General features: G+C 35.0%; 16 protein-coding genes. 14 read left to right on the forward strand and 2 right to left on the reverse strand.

Annotated elements, in window-relative coordinates; genetic code table 11:
- The first annotated feature begins 38 nt into the window (after positions 1–38).
- The 9 genes from CLU83_RS14645 (at position 39) to truB (ending at position 6916) form a co-directional block, all read left to right on the forward strand.
- The gene (locus tag CLU83_RS14645) at positions 39–1430 is read left to right on the forward strand and encodes an alginate export family protein (protein ID WP_100432294.1); all 1392 of its coding nucleotides are present in this window, start codon (positions 39–41) and stop codon (positions 1428–1430) included.
- Positions 1431–1437: 7 nt separating this feature from the next.
- Positions 1438–2205, forward strand: coding sequence for a molybdate ABC transporter substrate-binding protein (gene modA, locus CLU83_RS14650; protein ID WP_100432295.1), 768 nt, complete (start codon positions 1438–1440; stop codon positions 2203–2205).
- On the forward strand, positions 2202–2603 hold the full coding sequence (locus tag CLU83_RS14655) for a molybdopterin-binding protein (protein ID WP_100432296.1): 402 nt from the start codon (positions 2202–2204) through the stop codon (positions 2601–2603). The genes modA and CLU83_RS14655 overlap by 4 nt, the downstream gene beginning before the upstream one ends.
- A complete protein-coding gene (gene modB, locus CLU83_RS14660) occupies positions 2596–3273 on the forward strand; it encodes a molybdate ABC transporter permease subunit (RefSeq protein ID WP_100432297.1) in 678 nt (225 codons plus the stop codon). Before CLU83_RS14655 ends, modB begins: the two co-directional genes overlap by 8 nt.
- Positions 3270–4145 carry an ABC transporter ATP-binding protein gene (locus CLU83_RS14665; RefSeq protein ID WP_100432298.1) on the forward strand — a complete coding sequence of 292 codons (876 nt, stop codon included), beginning with the start codon at positions 3270–3272 and terminating at the stop codon, positions 4143–4145. The genes modB and CLU83_RS14665 overlap by 4 nt, the downstream gene beginning before the upstream one ends.
- 107 nt (positions 4146–4252) lie before the next feature.
- Positions 4253–5128: an ABC transporter permease gene (locus tag CLU83_RS14670; RefSeq protein ID WP_100432299.1), complete on the forward strand. Its 876-nt coding sequence runs from the start codon at positions 4253–4255 to the stop codon at positions 5126–5128.
- Between the two features lie 46 nt (positions 5129–5174).
- Positions 5175–5420: a DUF3098 domain-containing protein gene (locus tag CLU83_RS14675; RefSeq protein WP_100432300.1), complete on the forward strand. Its 246-nt coding sequence runs from the start codon at positions 5175–5177 to the stop codon at positions 5418–5420.
- The gene (locus CLU83_RS14680) at positions 5421–6218 is read left to right on the forward strand and encodes an undecaprenyl-diphosphate phosphatase (RefSeq protein ID WP_100432301.1); all 798 of its coding nucleotides are present in this window, start codon (positions 5421–5423) and stop codon (positions 6216–6218) included.
- Positions 6218–6916 carry a tRNA pseudouridine(55) synthase TruB gene (gene truB, locus CLU83_RS14685; RefSeq protein WP_100432302.1) on the forward strand — a complete coding sequence of 233 codons (699 nt, stop codon included), beginning with the start codon at positions 6218–6220 and terminating at the stop codon, positions 6914–6916. The genes CLU83_RS14680 and truB overlap by 1 nt, the downstream gene beginning before the upstream one ends.
- A gap of 312 nt (positions 6917–7228) precedes the next feature.
- Here truB and CLU83_RS14690 read toward each other — a convergent pair whose 3' ends face one another.
- On the reverse strand, positions 7229–7846 hold the full coding sequence (locus CLU83_RS14690; protein WP_100432303.1) for a thioredoxin family protein: 618 nt from the start codon (positions 7844–7846) through the stop codon (positions 7229–7231).
- Between the two features lie 216 nt (positions 7847–8062).
- Between CLU83_RS14690 and CLU83_RS14695 the strand changes: the two genes are divergently transcribed.
- The 4 genes from CLU83_RS14695 (at position 8063) to CLU83_RS14710 (ending at position 12962) form a co-directional block, all read left to right on the forward strand.
- Positions 8063–8848, forward strand: a complete 786-nt coding sequence (locus CLU83_RS14695) for a patatin-like phospholipase family protein (RefSeq protein WP_100432304.1) — start codon at positions 8063–8065, stop codon at positions 8846–8848.
- Positions 8849–8975: 127 nt separating this feature from the next.
- On the forward strand, positions 8976–9683 hold the full coding sequence (gene pyrH, locus CLU83_RS14700; protein ID WP_100432305.1) for a UMP kinase: 708 nt from the start codon (positions 8976–8978) through the stop codon (positions 9681–9683).
- 101 nt (positions 9684–9784) lie between these two features.
- On the forward strand, positions 9785–10348 hold the full coding sequence (gene frr / locus CLU83_RS14705; RefSeq protein ID WP_100432306.1) for a ribosome recycling factor: 564 nt from the start codon (positions 9785–9787) through the stop codon (positions 10346–10348).
- Positions 10349–10463: 115 nt separating this feature from the next.
- Positions 10464–12962, forward strand: coding sequence for a DUF5686 family protein (locus CLU83_RS14710; protein WP_100432307.1), 2499 nt, complete (start codon positions 10464–10466; stop codon positions 12960–12962).
- Between the two features lie 53 nt (positions 12963–13015).
- Here the strand turns inward: CLU83_RS14710 and CLU83_RS14715 are convergent, their stop codons facing one another.
- Complete coding sequence (locus tag CLU83_RS14715) at positions 13016–15286, reverse strand: cation:proton antiporter (protein WP_100432308.1); 2271 nt, start codon at positions 15284–15286, stop codon at positions 13016–13018.
- 381 nt (positions 15287–15667) lie between these two features.
- On the opposite strand from CLU83_RS14715, the gene CLU83_RS14720 reads away from it, so the two are divergent.
- Positions 15668–16315 carry a hypothetical protein gene (locus CLU83_RS14720; RefSeq protein ID WP_100432309.1) on the forward strand — a complete coding sequence of 216 codons (648 nt, stop codon included), beginning with the start codon at positions 15668–15670 and terminating at the stop codon, positions 16313–16315.

Consider the following 16315-nt stretch of genomic DNA (forward strand, 5'->3'; position numbering starts at 1 on the left):
AACAATAAAACACTATAAGCACAACTAACTCCATATTAATGAAACCAAAAAACCATTTATTATACCTAACAATTACTTTTATAGCTTTTCTTTTTAGCCAAAATCTATCAGCTCAAATCGACAGTAACATTACCAATTTATTAGTTCAAAAAAATATCATCACACAGCGCGAAGCAGATTCGTTATTGGTTATCGAAAGCTTTAATAAAAAAGTAAATTCAGAAAATAAAATATTTACTGTCGGATTGGAGTTCAGACCTAGAGGCGAGTATCGCGATGGCTACCGACAGTTGCCAAACGACACCACCAAAGCCGCTTTTTTTGCCTCACAAAGAAGCCGTTTAAACATCAGCTACGAACAGCCAAAGTTTAAATTCCTGACTTCAATACAAGACATTCGGGTTTGGGGACAATACGGACAAGCTTCAGTAACGGGGTCTTTAAATGTTTATGAAGCCTTCGCAGAAGTTGAAATTGTTGAGAATTTCTCTGCCAGATTAGGACGTCAAAAAGTGGAACTAGACAATGGCCGATTGTTCTCGGCAGCCAACTGGAGTCAGACAGGGCGCGCACATGACGGAGTTGATCTTATCTATAAAAATGATAAAATCGAAACGGAATTATTTACTGCTTTCAATCAAAGTTCAGAACGCATTTTTGAAACGTCATATTCGCCGACGACTTTTAATAATTACAAACTTTTGAACCTGCATTATTTAAAAGCTAAACTAAACCCGAATTTCACTTTAACAACAATAAACACTGCCGATAGTTTTGAGAGCAAAACCAATTCGCAGACATTATACACAAGAGCAACTTCAGGAGGGCGTTTGGAATTTGAGAAAGATAATCTGTATTTAACTTTTAGCGGCTATTACCAATACGGACAGCTTCAGTCTGGCACCAACATTTCAGCTTATTATTTCCAGCCCGAAATACAATACAGACTGCAAAAATGGACAGCTCGTTTAGGAGCGGAGATTATGAGTGGAGACGATGCTCCCCAGCCGTCTGAAATATCCAAATCATTTGTACCGCTGTATGGTGTGGCTTGGAAGTTTATGGGAAACATGGATTATTTTACCACTTTTCCAAAAGATGTACAAAACGGCGGATTGGTAAATCCATATTTCTTTTTCAATTATGATTGGAACAAAAATCTTTCTATACGATCCGATTTTCATTTATTTTACTTAGAAAATAAAATCTTAGATAAACAAAAAAACGTAGTTGAACCCTATTTGGGTTTTGAAAATGATTTAATTCTGAGATACAAATACAACACTTTCACAAGCATTGATTTGGGATTCTCTTATCTGTTTGCCGACAAAAGCATGGAAGTTTTAAAGGGTGGAAACAGCAATTCGACCCCGCTCTGGAGTTATGTAATGATTACCTTTAAACCCGAATTATTTAGTTCTAAAAAATAGAAACATCATGAAAAATAAGATCAAATTATTACCGCTGTCTTTAATCCTTTTTGTTTCAATCACAATTTTCGGACAGCAAAAAGCGACTGTTGTTGTCGCAGCAAACTTGAAAACAGCAATGGATTCCATTTTGAAAGTATATAAACTAAAAAATCCGAACGATGTAATTCAAGTTACTTATGGAGCTTCTGGGAAATTTTACGAGCAAATTTCGAATGGAGCGCCTTTTGATTTGTTTTTTTCAGCTGATATGAATTTTCCAAAACAGCTAAAAAATTATGGTTTTACCGTTTCTCCGATAAAATTATATGCGATAGGAAGATTAGCGATTTGGAGTAAAAAATTAGATCCAAATACCGAGAAAATGAATTCGCTGTTAAATGAAAAAGTAAAAAAAATCTCCATCGGGAATCCAAAAACAGCTCCTTATGGTGCTAAAACAATAGAAAGCTTAAAACATTTCAAACTGTACGACAAAGTAAAAAGTAATCTGGTGTTTGGCGAAAACATTGCTCAAGCAGCCCAGTTTACCGCTTTTGGCGCATCCGATATTGGAATAATCGCTTTATCCGATGCGATGTCTCCAGCGATGAAAAAAGAATGCGGAAAATATTATGTGATTCCGCAAGAAAGCCATTCACCGTTAGAACAAGGTTGCGTAATTTTGAAACACGGCAAAGGAAATGCTGTAGCAAAGCAATTTTATGACTATATTTCGTCTGAAAAAGCAATTCAGATTCTGAATTATTACGGTTATTCACAAAACAAAAAATGAACACACTTTTAGGAAATATTACCGAAATCACTACCGAAGGCTCTTTGTCATTGGTTAAAATAAAAGTGCAGGATACTGTATTAACTTCGATAGTAATTGACACACCCGAAACGGCTCATTATCTAAAAACAGGAAACAGCATAAAAATACTTTTTAAAGAAACTGAAGTCATTCTTGCCAAAAAATTTGCAGGAACAATAAGTGTTCAGAATAAAATGGACTGCATTGTAAATTCATTCGAAAAGGGAACATTGCTCTGCAAAATAATATTGCGTTTTGGCAGGTATACCATTGCCTCCGTAATTACAAGAACGGCGTTTGACCAACTCGGCATAGAAGAAAATGATGAAATTACCGCGATGATAAAAACCAACGAAATAAGTTTATCCCATGATTGATTTCGAGCCTATATATCTCACGCTAAAACTAGCTTTTACCACGACAGTAATTCTGCTTATTGTGGGACTGCCACTGGCGTATTGGCTGGCGTACAGCAAAATAAAATCGAAAGTAATTATCGAAGCAGTTGTAAGTCTGCCATTGGTTTTACCGCCATCGGTTTTGGGTTTTTATTTGTTGATTGCCTTTAGTCCCGAAAATGCATTTGGCAAATTTCTTGATAATTATTTTGATATCCGACTGGTGTTTACCTTCACGGGGTTGGTAATTTCATCGGTTTTGTACAGTCTGCCTTTTATGGTTCAGCCCGCTCAAAGCGGTTTCAAATCGATATCCAAAAACTTAATTGACGCTTCCTATACGCTAGGGAAAAGTAAATGGCAAACGGTTTTTCATGTACTGCTTCCAAACATGAAAATGGCGCTGCTGACAGGAATTGTGCTGAGTTTTGCACATACAATTGGAGAATTTGGAGTTGTATTAATGGTTGGCGGAAGCATTCCGAATGAAACTAAAGTGGTTTCCATAGCGGTATTTGACGAAGTAACTGCAATGAATTATCACGATGCCAATGTGTATTCGGCAATTTTACTGATTTTTTCTTTTGTTGTTTTATTGAGTGTTTATAGTATTAACCACCGCTTTAGCAAAATAAGCCCCTTGCCATGATTGAATTTAAAATCAGCAAAAAACTGCAGTCCGCATCGGGAGAAATGATTTTGGATCTTGATTTTCAAGTGAAGGAAAATGACTTTGTGACTTTGTATGGCGCTTCGGGTTCTGGAAAAACAACTACTTTGCAGCTATTGTCCGGCTTGATGAATCCTGAAGCAGGAATTATAAAAGTCAAAGATTTCCTTTGGCTGGACACGCATTCTAAAATAAATCTCCCACCGCAAAAACGCAAAATTGGCTATGTTTTTCAGGATTATGCATTGTTCCCGAATATGAGCGTTCGAGAAAATCTGGATTTTGCTTTAGAAAAAGGACAAGATAAAACCATTGTTGACGAACTGCTGCAGACAATGGAACTCGTTTCTTTACAGCATCAAAAACCAAATCAATTATCAGGCGGACAGCAACAGCGTGTAGCTTTGGCGAGAGCCTTGGTTCGGCAGCCGGATATTCTGCTTTTGGATGAACCTTTATCGGCAATTGATACCGAAATGCGTTTGAAATTGCAGGATTATCTTTTGGAAGCGCATAGAAAATATAAACTGACCACCATTTTAGTCAGTCACGATATTTCCGAAATTTATAAACTTTCAGACCAAGTACTGGTTATTGAAAATGGCACAATCACAAAACAAGGAACACCTTCTGAGATATTTTCAAGCCATTCAAATAGCGGGAAATTTCAATTTATAGGGGAGATTTTAAAAATCGAAAAAGAAAACTTCATTTACATAGTCTCAGTTTTAATTGGCACCAATATTGTAAAAGTTGTTGCGATGGAAGAAGAAACAGAGGCGCTGCGCATAGGCGAAAAAATAGTAGTTTCTTCGAAAGCATTTAATCCGATTTTGAGTAAATTGGCTTAATTTCATTCAGAAAGGCATCTTTCTGCACTAAAGTTAAAACTTTGGCTGCCTTTAACTTCAAATTAAAGAATATGTTTATTATTTTTACCCCATAATTACAAAAAACTATGGCATCATCCTTTGATAAATTCCAAAAACGCAGATTACTTTCCTCTTATTTCTCGGTAGTTCTGAGTATATTTTTAGTATTATTTCTTTTAGGGGTACTAGGCTTTTTTATTATAAATTCTAAAAAACTGGCAGACGATTTCAAAGAAGAAATTGCGATGACAGTATTTTTTAAGAATGATGCTAATGACAGTATTGTAAAAGCTTTTGGCACTGAATTAAAATCCGCCCGTTTTGCAAAATCGTATGTGTATGTTTCCAAAGAAGCTGCCGCAAAACAGCATTCGGATATTATTGGTGAAGATTTCATGACCTTTTTAGGCGAAAATCCTTTACAGAATTCTTATGACATTCACTTAAAAGCCAATTTTGTGGTTAGAGACAGTATCGCAAAAATAGAAGCCCGTTTACGCAAAAATGCTATGGTTTCGGATATTGTTTATGACAAACAGCTGGTAAATTTAGTTAATGACAACATCAAGAAAGTGAGTATGTGGATATTAATCGCCAGCGGATTATTGACGGTTATCGCTGTACTGTTAATCAACAGTTCATTGCGTTTGTCCATTTATTCAAACCGATTCATCATTAAAACCATGCAGATGGTGGGCGCTACTAAATCTTTTATTAGAAAACCTTTTGTAATGCGTAGCATAAAACTGGGAATGATTGGAGCTGGTCTTGCTGTTCTTGCTTTATTAGCACTGCTCATTTATCTTGCTAATACTTACCCGGGTCTGGGAATCTTAGATGACAAATTAGTAATTGCCCTTGTCCTAATTGCCATATTTGGAATTGGCATTTTGATTACTTGGTTAAGCACTTATTTTGCGACACAGCGATTCTTAAACTTAAGAACTGACGATTTATACTAAATTAAAAATATAGGAATGAAACTGCTTCGTTCCTCACAATGACAAAATGAAAAACAACGAACAAAATAAACACGAATTCCTTTTTGAAAAAGTAAATTATAAAATTCTATTAATTGGAATTGGTGTAATTGTATTAGGTTTTATACTAATGTCTGGCGGCGGCAGCGATGACCCTAATGTATTTAACGATTCTGTTTTTGATTTCCGAAGAATTCGTTTGGCGCCAGCAACAGTTCTAATTGGTTTTGGAATTACTATTTATGCTATCCTTAAAAATTCTAAAAAAGCATAAATGAATACATTACAAGCTATTATCCTTGCTATTATCGAGGGGATTACTGAGTTTTTGCCTGTTTCTTCTACAGGACACATGATTATCGCTTCCTCTTTTTTTGGAATAGCACACGATGATTTTACCAAACTTTTTACTATTGTAATTCAATTGGGAGCCATCTTATCGGTTGTGATTTTATATTTCAAGCGTTTTTTTCAATCCTTTGATTTTTATTTCAAATTAGTAGTAGCTTTTATTCCCGCTGTTGTTTTTGGTTTGCTTTTCAGCAAAAAAATTGACGCCTTGCTCGAGAATCCTGTAACAGTTGCCGTTTCATTATTGATAGGCGGTATTATTTTATTAAAAGTAGATCAATGGTTCAATAACCCAAATACCTCCGAAACTTCACAAGAAACCACTTATTTACAGGCTTTAAAAATTGGTTTGTTCCAATGTCTTGCCATGATTCCAGGTGTTTCCAGAAGCGGCGCATCGATTGTTGGAGGAATGTCGCAAAAACTTTCACGAACTTCTGCTGCAGAATTCTCTTTCTTTCTAGCTGTCCCTACAATGCTGGGAGCTACGGCAAAAAAATGCTATGATTATTATAAAGACGGATTTGTATTGTCTGACGATCAAATTAATTTACTTATTATAGGAAATGTGATTGCATTTATTGTTGCTCTTTTGGCAATTAAAAGCTTCATCGGATTTTTGACAAAAAACGGATTTAAAGTTTTTGGTTATTACCGAATTATTGCTGGAATTGTACTGCTGGCAATTCATTATTTCATCCACCCTCTGACCGTAATTTAATGACAGCCGAAGATTTTTTAAATGGTCAGGTTCTCTTAATTGACAAACCTTTGCATTTTACTTCTTTCCAAGCGGTAAACAAGCTCAAATATGCGTTAATCAATAAAGCAGGATTGCCAAAAAAATTTAAGATTGGGCATGCGGGCACTTTAGATCCGTTAGCTTCTGGCCTATTATTGGTCTGTACTGGGAAATTCACTAAAAGAATATCTGAATTACAGGGTCAAGCCAAAGAATATACTGGAACTTTTTATATTGGAGCCACAACACCTTCCTATGATTTGGAAACCGAAATCGATCAAACTTTCCCAACAGATCATATCGATGAAACTTTGATTCACGAAACGGTAAAACAGTTTTTAGGCGAAATTGATCAAAAACCGCCTGTTTTTTCGGCCATAAAAAAAGACGGCGTTCGCCTATACGAACACGCTCGTGCTGGCGAAACGGTAGAAATTGCTTCGAGAAAAACTACTATTCATGAATTTGAAATCACCCGAATTGCACTTCCTGAAATTGATTTTAGAGTAGTCTGCAGTAAGGGAACTTATATTCGTTCTCTCGCTTTCGATTTTGGAAAAGCACTGAATTCTGGGTCGCACTTAACTGTTTTGAGGCGCACAAAAATTGGCGATTACAATGTAGAAGATGCAATAAATGTAAATTTATTCGAACAGAGTCTAATCCAAAAAATGTAATCCAAAAAAAAACACATAACAAATACAAAATTGGATTTGTGATGTGTTTTTTATTAAAGCAGTGTCTTTACACTCTTTTTTCAGTTTGCCATCACTATTGATTAATAGTGAGTAGCGCTTTCATTTCCAAATAGAAAATGAGAGAAATAGTCGTAAAACTTTTCAAATAGCTTTTTCATACGATGTCTTTTAAATTGTTAAACAATATTTAAAACGCCAATAAAAAAAAGTAAATCAAAACAATAGACTTGGTTAGCAAATACTAAATTACATTTTTTTTGTTAAAAAAAAATAATTTCAAAAAAAATATCCTCATAAACAAACACATTCTTTTATAGAATACATCATGGCTGTAACTTCATTTTGTACAGACAATCCTTTATCATGCAAATACCACAACTGCAATTGCGCTTTGCCCTCTTCATCAATCATCCCAAATTGTTCTTTATAATTCACAATTAAATCAGCAGCTCCTTTGGGTCTTGGTCCCCAATGACAGCACACTTTTCCAAATTCTTTGTCAATAACCAAAAGTTTTGGAACGGCCCTTGCTCCATTAGTCAGATATTGATTCATCAAATCATCATTCGAATCTCTGAAAATGATTTTCAATTTTATTTTATTTGATTCGAGAGCCATTTTATTCAATATTGGCAAAACTTGAGCTGCGTCGCCACACCAGCCTTCAGCAATAACTAACCAAATATATTCTTTGTTTAATGTTTTTAGTTTAGACTTGATTTCTTCAGTAACAACAATTGTTTTGTCCAAACGTTTCAGTCTTGTTTCGTTCAAAGCAGTATAATTCAATAATTCTGGAGATTGCTCATTCCCTGTTGACCTGCCTTCTGCCAGCAAATCGCTCACAACTTTCTTATACTCTAAATAGGAATAACTGTTAAATAATGCTTTTGCTACCGAACTTTTCATTTATCTTTAATTTAATTCTCATCAAAAGAAACTTACATATTGTTATTGATTAGCCGGCAGTTTATTTTATCATTTTTTCGTGATTACTCTATGCTGCCTCAACAACAATATGCTCATTTCATATACAAGTTTATCTGATACAAATTTAGGGATATGATTATATTTAAAATGTGATAAAAATCATCTCAGAACAAACAAAAAGCATAAATTTATTAAATGAACAAAAACACAAAATCAATAGGCTTAATACTTTCTGGAGGAGGATCAAAAGGTATCGCTCATGCAGGCGTGTTACAATTTCTGGAAGAAAAAAACATTCATCCCCTGCAGATTGCTGGTTCAAGTGCAGGCTCCATTGTTGCTGCCTTATATGGCAGCGGGAAATCTCCTGCAGCCATTTTGGATTTCTTTAAATCAATTTATTTTTTTCATTGGAAACATTTCACCTTTTCAAAAGCGGGTTTAATAGATTCCGAATCATTCAAAGAGTATTTTTATGACATTTTTAAGGACACGACTTTGTCTGAACTCAAAATTCCAGTATACATCACGGCAACTGATATGATTAAAGGGAAATCAAAAATATTTGGACCAGAAACAAAAACGATAGATGCAATTTTGGCATCATCATCATTCCCTGGAATAATGTCCCCTTATGAGATTGATGGCCAATTATACAGCGACGGAGGAATACTCAATCATTTTCCAACTGACATTTTAAAAGAAAAATGCGAAACTTTAATTGGCGTTTATGTTAGCCCGATTCAAAAAATTGAAGCTGGTGATTTAAATTCAATCAAATCAGTAACGGCAAGAGCTTTTGATTTGCTATCGGCAAATTCAAGCACACAAAAGTTTGATCATTGCAATTGGCTGATTGAACCCGAAGCCTTATCTCAATACAGCACATTCGAAACCAGTAAAATTAAGATGGAAGCTATATTTAATATCGGGTATGAATCTGCCAAAAAATCTTACGAAAAACTTAATTTAAATATTTAAGGAACACTATTTTCAAAAAAAACAGAATATGTCTATATTTGCACAAATTTCGTGAGATTGAACTCAATAACTGACGCAATTTACTTTCGACAAACGAAGGGAGACCTTAAAAAAACAAAACTGACTGATGAAATACAAAAGAATCCTTCTGAAATTAAGCGGTGAAGCTTTAATGGGTGATTTACAATATGGTATTGACCCAAAACGATTGGCCGAATATGCCGATGAAATCAAGCAAATTCATGCCAAAGGTGTAGAAATCGCTATCGTAATTGGAGGAGGAAACATTTTTAGAGGTGTGGCTGGAGCCAGTAAGGGAATGGACAGAGTACAAGGAGATTATATGGGAATGCTTGCTACTGTTATTAACGGAATGGCGCTGCAGGGAGCTCTTGAAGACAAAGGGATGAAAACCCGCCTGCAGACAGCTTTAAAAATGGAATCCATTGCAGAACCTTATATCAAAAGAAGAGCGGACCGCCACTTAGAAAAAGGAAGAATTGTAATTTTTGGAGCAGGAACCGGAAACCCTTATTTCACTACTGATACCGCAGCCGTTTTGCGCGGTATCGAAATCAATGCTGATGTTATTTTAAAAGGAACCCGTGTTGATGGTGTTTATGACTGTGATCCTGAAAAAAATGCTTCTGCTGTAAAATTTGACTTCATCACTTTCGATGATGTATTGAAAAAAGGATTGAATGTAATGGATACCACAGCATTTACTTTAAGCCAGGAAAACAAATTGCCAATAGTTGTATTCGACATGAACAAAGCAGGCAATCTATTGAAAATTTGTACAGGAGACAATATAGGAACAGTAGTAAATATATAGACATCTTGGATTAATTAGATTGTTGGATTATTAGATAAGAATAGAAAAATTCTAAAAAAAATCCAAAAATCTGAAAATCCAAAAATCTGAAAATCTAAATTATGACCGAAGAAATTGAATTTATATTAGACAGCACAGAAGAATCAATGACAGGTTCGATTGAGCATTTGGAAAAAGCTTTTTTAAATATCCGCGCCGGAAAAGCATCGCCAGCGATGTTGGGAAGTGTTTTTGTTGATTATTACGGGTCAGCATCACCGCTGTCACAAGTCTCCAAAATCAGTGTCCCTGATGCCAGAACAATTACACTGCAGCCTTTTGAAAAAAACATGCTGCATCCTATAGAAAAAGCAATTATGATTGCTAATCTTGGTTTCAATCCAATGAATAACGGCGACATGATTATCATCAGCGTTCCGCCACTTACCGAAGACCGAAGACGCGAATTGGCAAAACAAGCCAAATCAGAAGCAGAAGATGCCAAAATCGGGATTAGAAATGCCCGAAAAGATGCTAATACTGATATCAAAAAATTAGAAAAAGAAGGAACTTCGGAAGACATTTGCAAAAGCGCCGAAGAAGAAGTGCAAAACTTGACTAATTCTTATATTAAAAAAATTGATGAGCTTCTGGCAGTAAAAGAAGCCGAAATCATGAAAGTTTAATATTCAAACTAAAAATAAAAATCTGTCAAGTTCATTTGGAACGAGACAGATTTTTTTATAGTTATTTTTGTAGCAACAAAACGCCTAAAAAAACGTTTTGCATTAAATCGTTTATATGAAGCACTTTATTATTTTGTTCTTCTTTTTTACGTTTTCGCTTCAAGCACAATTTCAAATAACCGGAATTGTAAAAGATGCTTCAACCCAAAAAGCACTCCCTTTCGCCTCTATTACTTCAAATGATGGCTCCAGCACCATATCTGATGTGGACGGAAAGTTCCGTTTATTATCCAAAAACCAAATAACGGCAATAACGATTTCCTACATTGGATACGTAAAAAAAAACATTGCCGTAACAGACAGCCAGCTGTTTTACAAAATAACCTTGCTTCAAAAAACAGATCCTCTCAATGAAGTTATTATTTCTAATGAAAACCCTGCATTGGCCATTATAAAGAAAGCCATTCAGAATAAAGAGCAAAACAATCCGCAGAAAAAACTAAAAAGCTTCGAGTTCAAATCCTACAACAAACTCATTGTTACTGCCAATCCTGATTCCATAAATGGAACTATAGACTCCGTATTTGTAACCGACACTTATGGAACTTATCTAAAAAAACTCGATTCTACCGATTATAAATTCAAACAGCTCATCAAGAAACAGCATTTGTTTCAAACGGAAAAAGTGTCAAAATACCAATTTGACGGCAAGAGATTAAAAGAAACGATTTTAGGCACAAAAATGGCAGGATTCAAACAGCCAGTTTACGAAATCCTAACTTTTAATCTTCAGTCCTACTCCATTTACGACCCAAAATACGAGCTTTTCGAAACCAAATACAACAGCCCGATTGACAATGACGCTCTAAAGGATTACAACTTCAAACTACTGGACACTGTGGCTATAGATGGACGGGACACCTATATGATTTACTTTAAAAACAAGAAAGAAAAAAGAGCTGCAGGACTGGAAGGAATCTTATATATCGATGAAATAAATTTTGCAGTTGCAAAAGCGATTATGCGCATCAAAGGCATACTGGACATTAGCGGGATTCATGAATTTCAGTTCATTCCAGAAAAATACTTGTGGTTTCCTACCTCGACAACTTTTAAAATTGTCAAAGGAATCAATGATGACGATATAAAAATATTGGGAGGAACAATTCAATTTGACGGCGATGTTGAAGAAGACTTAACGCCAAGAAAAAGAAATGAATCTGATTATATTTATCTGCTTTCCCAAACCACAAATTTCGACATTCAATACACTACTCCTGTATCAATCAAAAAACCGATAGTTCAAGTTGAAATCAAAGAGAATGCCATAAACAAACCTGAAAGCTTTTGGACTGAATTCCGAAAAGACAGTCTGGATAGCCGCAGCGAGAAAACCTATTTATCCCTTGACAGCATTTCGATAAAAAAGAGAATTGAAAACAGGCTGAATTTAGGGCGAAAAATTCTAACCGGTTACCTCCCCCTTGGCTTTTGGGATTTCGATCTGCGCAGAATACTGAGCTATAACAATTATGAAGGTCTTCGGTTAGGTATTGGAGGCACAACAAATGATTATTTCTCAAAAAAATACCGCCTCGAAGGCTATTCAGCTTATGGACTGAGGGATCATAACTTCAAATACAATTCAGGAATCAGTGTCCGAGTGAATAAATTCTCTAATAGCTGGGTTGGCGTAAGCTATACCGATGATCTGCGGGACATTGCCAGTACCGATTATGCTGTTGAAAAAAAGGCATTCAAGATTTATGACCCGCGTTCGATAAACTTCAATACTTTTTACCGATATGAGCGCTGGAGAATTGCTTTGGAAAGTAAAATTATTCCAAAAACAGAAAGTGTTTTGGCGTTGGCCAATACTTTTATAACGCCTCAATTCGATTACACTTATGTTCTAAATGGCACTTCGTATCACACCTACACGATGACTACGGCGACACTTTCTTTAAAATGGAATCCCTACAGTGATTATATGCAAACCCCAAACGGGAGATTTGAAGCCGAAAAACGGTTTCCAAAATTCACATTACAGCTAACGCAGTCCATTCCGAATGTTTGGAATAATGACTTTGTCTATACCAAAATTGATTTTAAAGCCGATTATCAAATCAAATATTTAAATGGTCAAAGAACTTATTTACTGCTCGAAGCCGGAACCGCTTTTGGAGATATTCCGCTGCCTCAATTGTACAGCAACTCACCTAACAACCTTAACCAGGAAACGATTTTTAAGAGAATTACATTTGCCGGCAGAAACAGTTTTGAGACCATGTACTTCAATGAATTTTTTTCCAGCGAATTCCTGTCTTTTCAGTTCAAACACGGTTTTAACCGAATTCACATTTTCAATAAAATAAAACCCTCCCTCGATTTTGTGACCAGAATGGCTTGGGGTTCCATGAAAAATTCTGACAACCATATCGGAATCGATTTTAAGACCTTGAACAAAGGATTTTTTGAATCCGGTATCGAACTCAATAAAATCTTCAACGGATTGGGTCTCGGCGGCTATTACCGTTATGGACCAAATCATCTAAGTAACTTCAAAGATAATATTGCTATAAAACTGACTTTTATTTTGGATTTAAGTTTTTAAAAAAGACTCCAACTTTTTTTTTCCAAAATCATTAGAGTCTTTTTAATCAAAAATTAAGATTTAATAATCAGTACCGAAGGCGTATTATTTAACCAAGTGCTATGCGAATCAATAAGTTTTTTCCAGCTTTCTAAACTAATAATCATTAAATCCTGTTGTTCCAAAAATTCTTTTTTGATGGTTCTTTCCTGCGTCATCATGATATGATTAGGCGCTATCTGTTCGATGGAACGGACAACTTCTTGAATTTCCCTATTTTTTCTGGCTTCGCTCATAGAATCCAAAACTGTAATTTGAGAACCATTATTGTGTATCAGTTTTTGGGCAAATTCCATCAGGAAACCGTCTTCAACAGAGAAAATGGGTATAAAAACCCGATTGATTTCTTCCAGTTCTTTATCGACAAGGATTCCAACAGGCATTTTGCTGTTAGCGATAATTTGTCTGGTTCTTTCATCAAAAGGAGAGTTTTCGAACAAACCTTCTTTCCCGGTAATTTTATCAATAAAACGGTCTGGATTGATAATTCGTGTTGTAAAACCCAGCACTTTTCCAAGTAATGTCCCTTCAAAAATAGATTGTCCCAAACCAACCAGTAACAAATCATAATCACCATGATTGGCCGTTTCGGTAATATCAGAATCAATGTCATTGGACACTTTAAACAGCGTAACAATTTTTTGTCCCAAATTTTCGGACTCGGAAATAACCGGCAAAAAGACTTCCTTTTCATGATCTTTGACATCAAACGAATGCAGTTCTGAACTCAACGACAAGTGCATTGCTGTCACGATGGTGTTTCCGCCTTGTTTTTTAACCAGACTGTTAGCTACTTTCAGCAACAGTTTGCCCTTATCGGCAGTGGCAAAAGAAATAAGTATTTTATATTTGCTCTTTTTACTGATTTCTTCAGGAATAACGGTCGGTTTATCTCTAAAAATATAGTTGATTAAATCCAAAGCCGGCCCAGTCATAAAGGTTGTTACCAAAGCCATAATTACCATCATCGTAAAAATCTGGGTGGACAAAACACCTAAATCATACCCAATGTTCAGTACGACCAATTCCATTAAACCTCTTGTATTCATTAAGGTCCCAATAGACAAACTGTCTTTCCAGCTGTGACCTACAAACTTTGCGGCAAGTGCGCTTCCAAAAAATTTACCAGCCACCGCAACCATAATAATAACTCCCGTAATTTTCCATAAATGCGGATCATCAATCAATCCGATTTGGGTTCTCAAACCTGTAAAAACGAAGAACAAAGGAAGCAAAACAACCACCGACACGTCTTCGATTTTTTCGATAAAAATAGAACGGAATTTATTATTTTCGGGCATGATAGCACCAGCCAGAAAAGCTCCGAACAAAGCATGAATCCCTATTAATTCTGTAACATAAGAAGACAGTAATAAAGTTAAAAAGAAAATAGCGACAACAGGTTTACTCAGACTTTCTCTTGTCGAATTCAAATCACCCACTTTTTTTAGAAAAGGACGAACGACTTTTAGCATCAGCATTACATATAATACAGCCAATACTATAACATACAGCGAACTGGTAAACGAACCCGCTTTTACAATAGCAATTACAGCTGCCAAAATACACCAGGCCGTAATATCATCGGCTGCGGCACAAGTGATTACAATTGCCCCTAATTTAGTTTTATGTATCCCGCGTTCCCGAACGATTCCGGCCAAAACCGGAAAAGCAGTAATACTCATAGCAATTCCCAAGAACAGCCCAAAAGAAAGAAACTCAACTCCTTCCGGAGCAAAAGAATAATAAATATAATAAGCCAAGCCCAAACCTAGAGCAAACGGAATTATAATACTGGCATGGCTGATTACTACGGCATCATGCGCTTTGTTTTTGAGTGCTTTCAAATCAAGTTCCATTCCTACCACAAACATGAAAAGGATTAACCCAATTTGGCTTAAAAACTGCAAGTTGCCTAATGAATCTTTTGGAAACAGCATTCCCGAAAATTCCGGAAAATACATCCCAATTAAAGAAGGTCCTAAAACAATACCGGCAATCATTTCGCCAATTACTGTTGGCTGTCCAATTTTTCTGCAAACCCAGCCAAAAAAACGGGCAACCAAAATTATAGTTACAATTTGTGCCAAAAGAATAGCCAAAGGGTGCTGTAAATTTTGAGTCATTGATGTCAAAAAATCATTCCAATGCCCATTTTCTATGTGGTGAGGAACAATATCCCTCCCAAATTCCAATGTTTTTCCCTTTAGAATAATCCAATAAATCAAAACAGAAAATCCGCCTATAATGCTCAAATAGAAAAAAGAATTTTTAATATTCTTCATACGACACTCTTTTAAAATTAATTTAAATTTTCATGCAAATATGAGAACAGATTTTTGAGGCAAAAAATGAATTGCAATCTAATTTTTAGGCGATGTAATAAGACCGTAAAACTTTGTAATAAGTTAAGTTATTAAGTGTAATTTCACAAATAAAAAAAATAAACTAACATTTAACAGACAAAATTCTTTTTAAGATTTGTAAACATTTAGTTACCTAAAAGTCTTTTTCATGATTTGTAAACTTTTATTTATATATTCGCTAGATAAACACCTGCACTTTTTATAACAGAAAGCCAAGCAAAACTAGGTGGATTGAAGGCGTTTTGTGGCTGGTGTACACAAGTTAAGCACAAGCTTAGTGTAGCGAAACAAATTTAATATATGATAGAAGCTAAATTAAAAGAAACTACTTTAATTATATTTGAGTTAGAATATCTAAAATCTGATTTAATCTCAATTATGAATCCAGATTCAGTGTATTTTAAAACTATAATTGAAAATTCACCTTCATTCTATCGTATATATCGAAATTCGTATAAACTTTTTGTGATTGAGCTTGCTAAAATTCTTGACTCAAAAGAAGATTTTAGTATAATCTCATCCGTTAATTTTTTAATTACAAACAGAAAAAAAATAGTATGGAAAAATAGCGAAATACAATTAGAAAGATTGAATTTTATCAGAGACGAAATTAAAAGTATAGAAAATTTACATTTAAAAAGTATAAAAATTCTACGTGATAAGTTTTATGCACATACTGATAAAAATAGACACGAAATTGAGTTAAGTTTTAATTTGCAACTAGGTTGGGAAATACTAAAACAATTAAGAGCCTTTTTTGAAGAAATTGTGCTAAAAGTAAATAATCAGCATATAATGTTTTCTGTACTATCAAATTTAACAAATGAAATGGTTTTACTTCAACGGTATAAATTAATTCAAAATATGATTCAACTAAAATTAAAGGAACAACCAAATATTGGTGAATTACAAAAAGTCCGTGATATAATGCAAGGAAAACTAACATAA

This window comes from Flavobacterium sp. 1 (assembly GCF_002797935.1).
Lineage (GTDB): Bacteria > Bacteroidota > Bacteroidia > Flavobacteriales > Flavobacteriaceae > Flavobacterium.

What these genes read in the sequence shown, in the direction of transcription:
- CLU83_RS14690 (WP_100432303.1), bottom strand. Translation starts at nt 7,846, where the DNA reads ATGAAAAGTTCGGTAGCAAAAGCATTATTTAACAGTTATTCCTATTTA.
- CLU83_RS14645 (WP_100432294.1), top strand. Translation starts at nt 39, where the DNA reads ATGAAACCAAAAAACCATTTATTATACCTAACAATTACTTTTATAGCT.
- truB (WP_100432302.1), top strand. Translation starts at nt 6,218, where the DNA reads ATGACAGCCGAAGATTTTTTAAATGGTCAGGTTCTCTTAATTGACAAA.
- CLU83_RS14655 (WP_100432296.1), top strand. Translation starts at nt 2,202, where the DNA reads ATGAACACACTTTTAGGAAATATTACCGAAATCACTACCGAAGGCTCT.
- frr (WP_100432306.1), top strand. Translation starts at nt 9,785, where the DNA reads ATGACCGAAGAAATTGAATTTATATTAGACAGCACAGAAGAATCAATG.
- CLU83_RS14675 (WP_100432300.1), top strand. Translation starts at nt 5,175, where the DNA reads ATGAAAAACAACGAACAAAATAAACACGAATTCCTTTTTGAAAAAGTA.
- pyrH (WP_100432305.1), top strand. Translation starts at nt 8,976, where the DNA reads ATGAAATACAAAAGAATCCTTCTGAAATTAAGCGGTGAAGCTTTAATG.
- CLU83_RS14710 (WP_100432307.1), top strand. Translation starts at nt 10,464, where the DNA reads ATGAAGCACTTTATTATTTTGTTCTTCTTTTTTACGTTTTCGCTTCAA.
- CLU83_RS14720 (WP_100432309.1), top strand. Translation starts at nt 15,668, where the DNA reads ATGATAGAAGCTAAATTAAAAGAAACTACTTTAATTATATTTGAGTTA.
- CLU83_RS14715 (WP_100432308.1), bottom strand. Translation starts at nt 15,286, where the DNA reads ATGAAGAATATTAAAAATTCTTTTTTCTATTTGAGCATTATAGGCGGA.
- modA (WP_100432295.1), top strand. Translation starts at nt 1,438, where the DNA reads ATGAAAAATAAGATCAAATTATTACCGCTGTCTTTAATCCTTTTTGTT.
- modB (WP_100432297.1), top strand. Translation starts at nt 2,596, where the DNA reads ATGATTGATTTCGAGCCTATATATCTCACGCTAAAACTAGCTTTTACC.
- CLU83_RS14665 (WP_100432298.1), top strand. Translation starts at nt 3,270, where the DNA reads ATGATTGAATTTAAAATCAGCAAAAAACTGCAGTCCGCATCGGGAGAA.
- CLU83_RS14670 (WP_100432299.1), top strand. Translation starts at nt 4,253, where the DNA reads ATGGCATCATCCTTTGATAAATTCCAAAAACGCAGATTACTTTCCTCT.
- CLU83_RS14695 (WP_100432304.1), top strand. Translation starts at nt 8,063, where the DNA reads ATGAACAAAAACACAAAATCAATAGGCTTAATACTTTCTGGAGGAGGA.
- CLU83_RS14680 (WP_100432301.1), top strand. Translation starts at nt 5,421, where the DNA reads ATGAATACATTACAAGCTATTATCCTTGCTATTATCGAGGGGATTACT.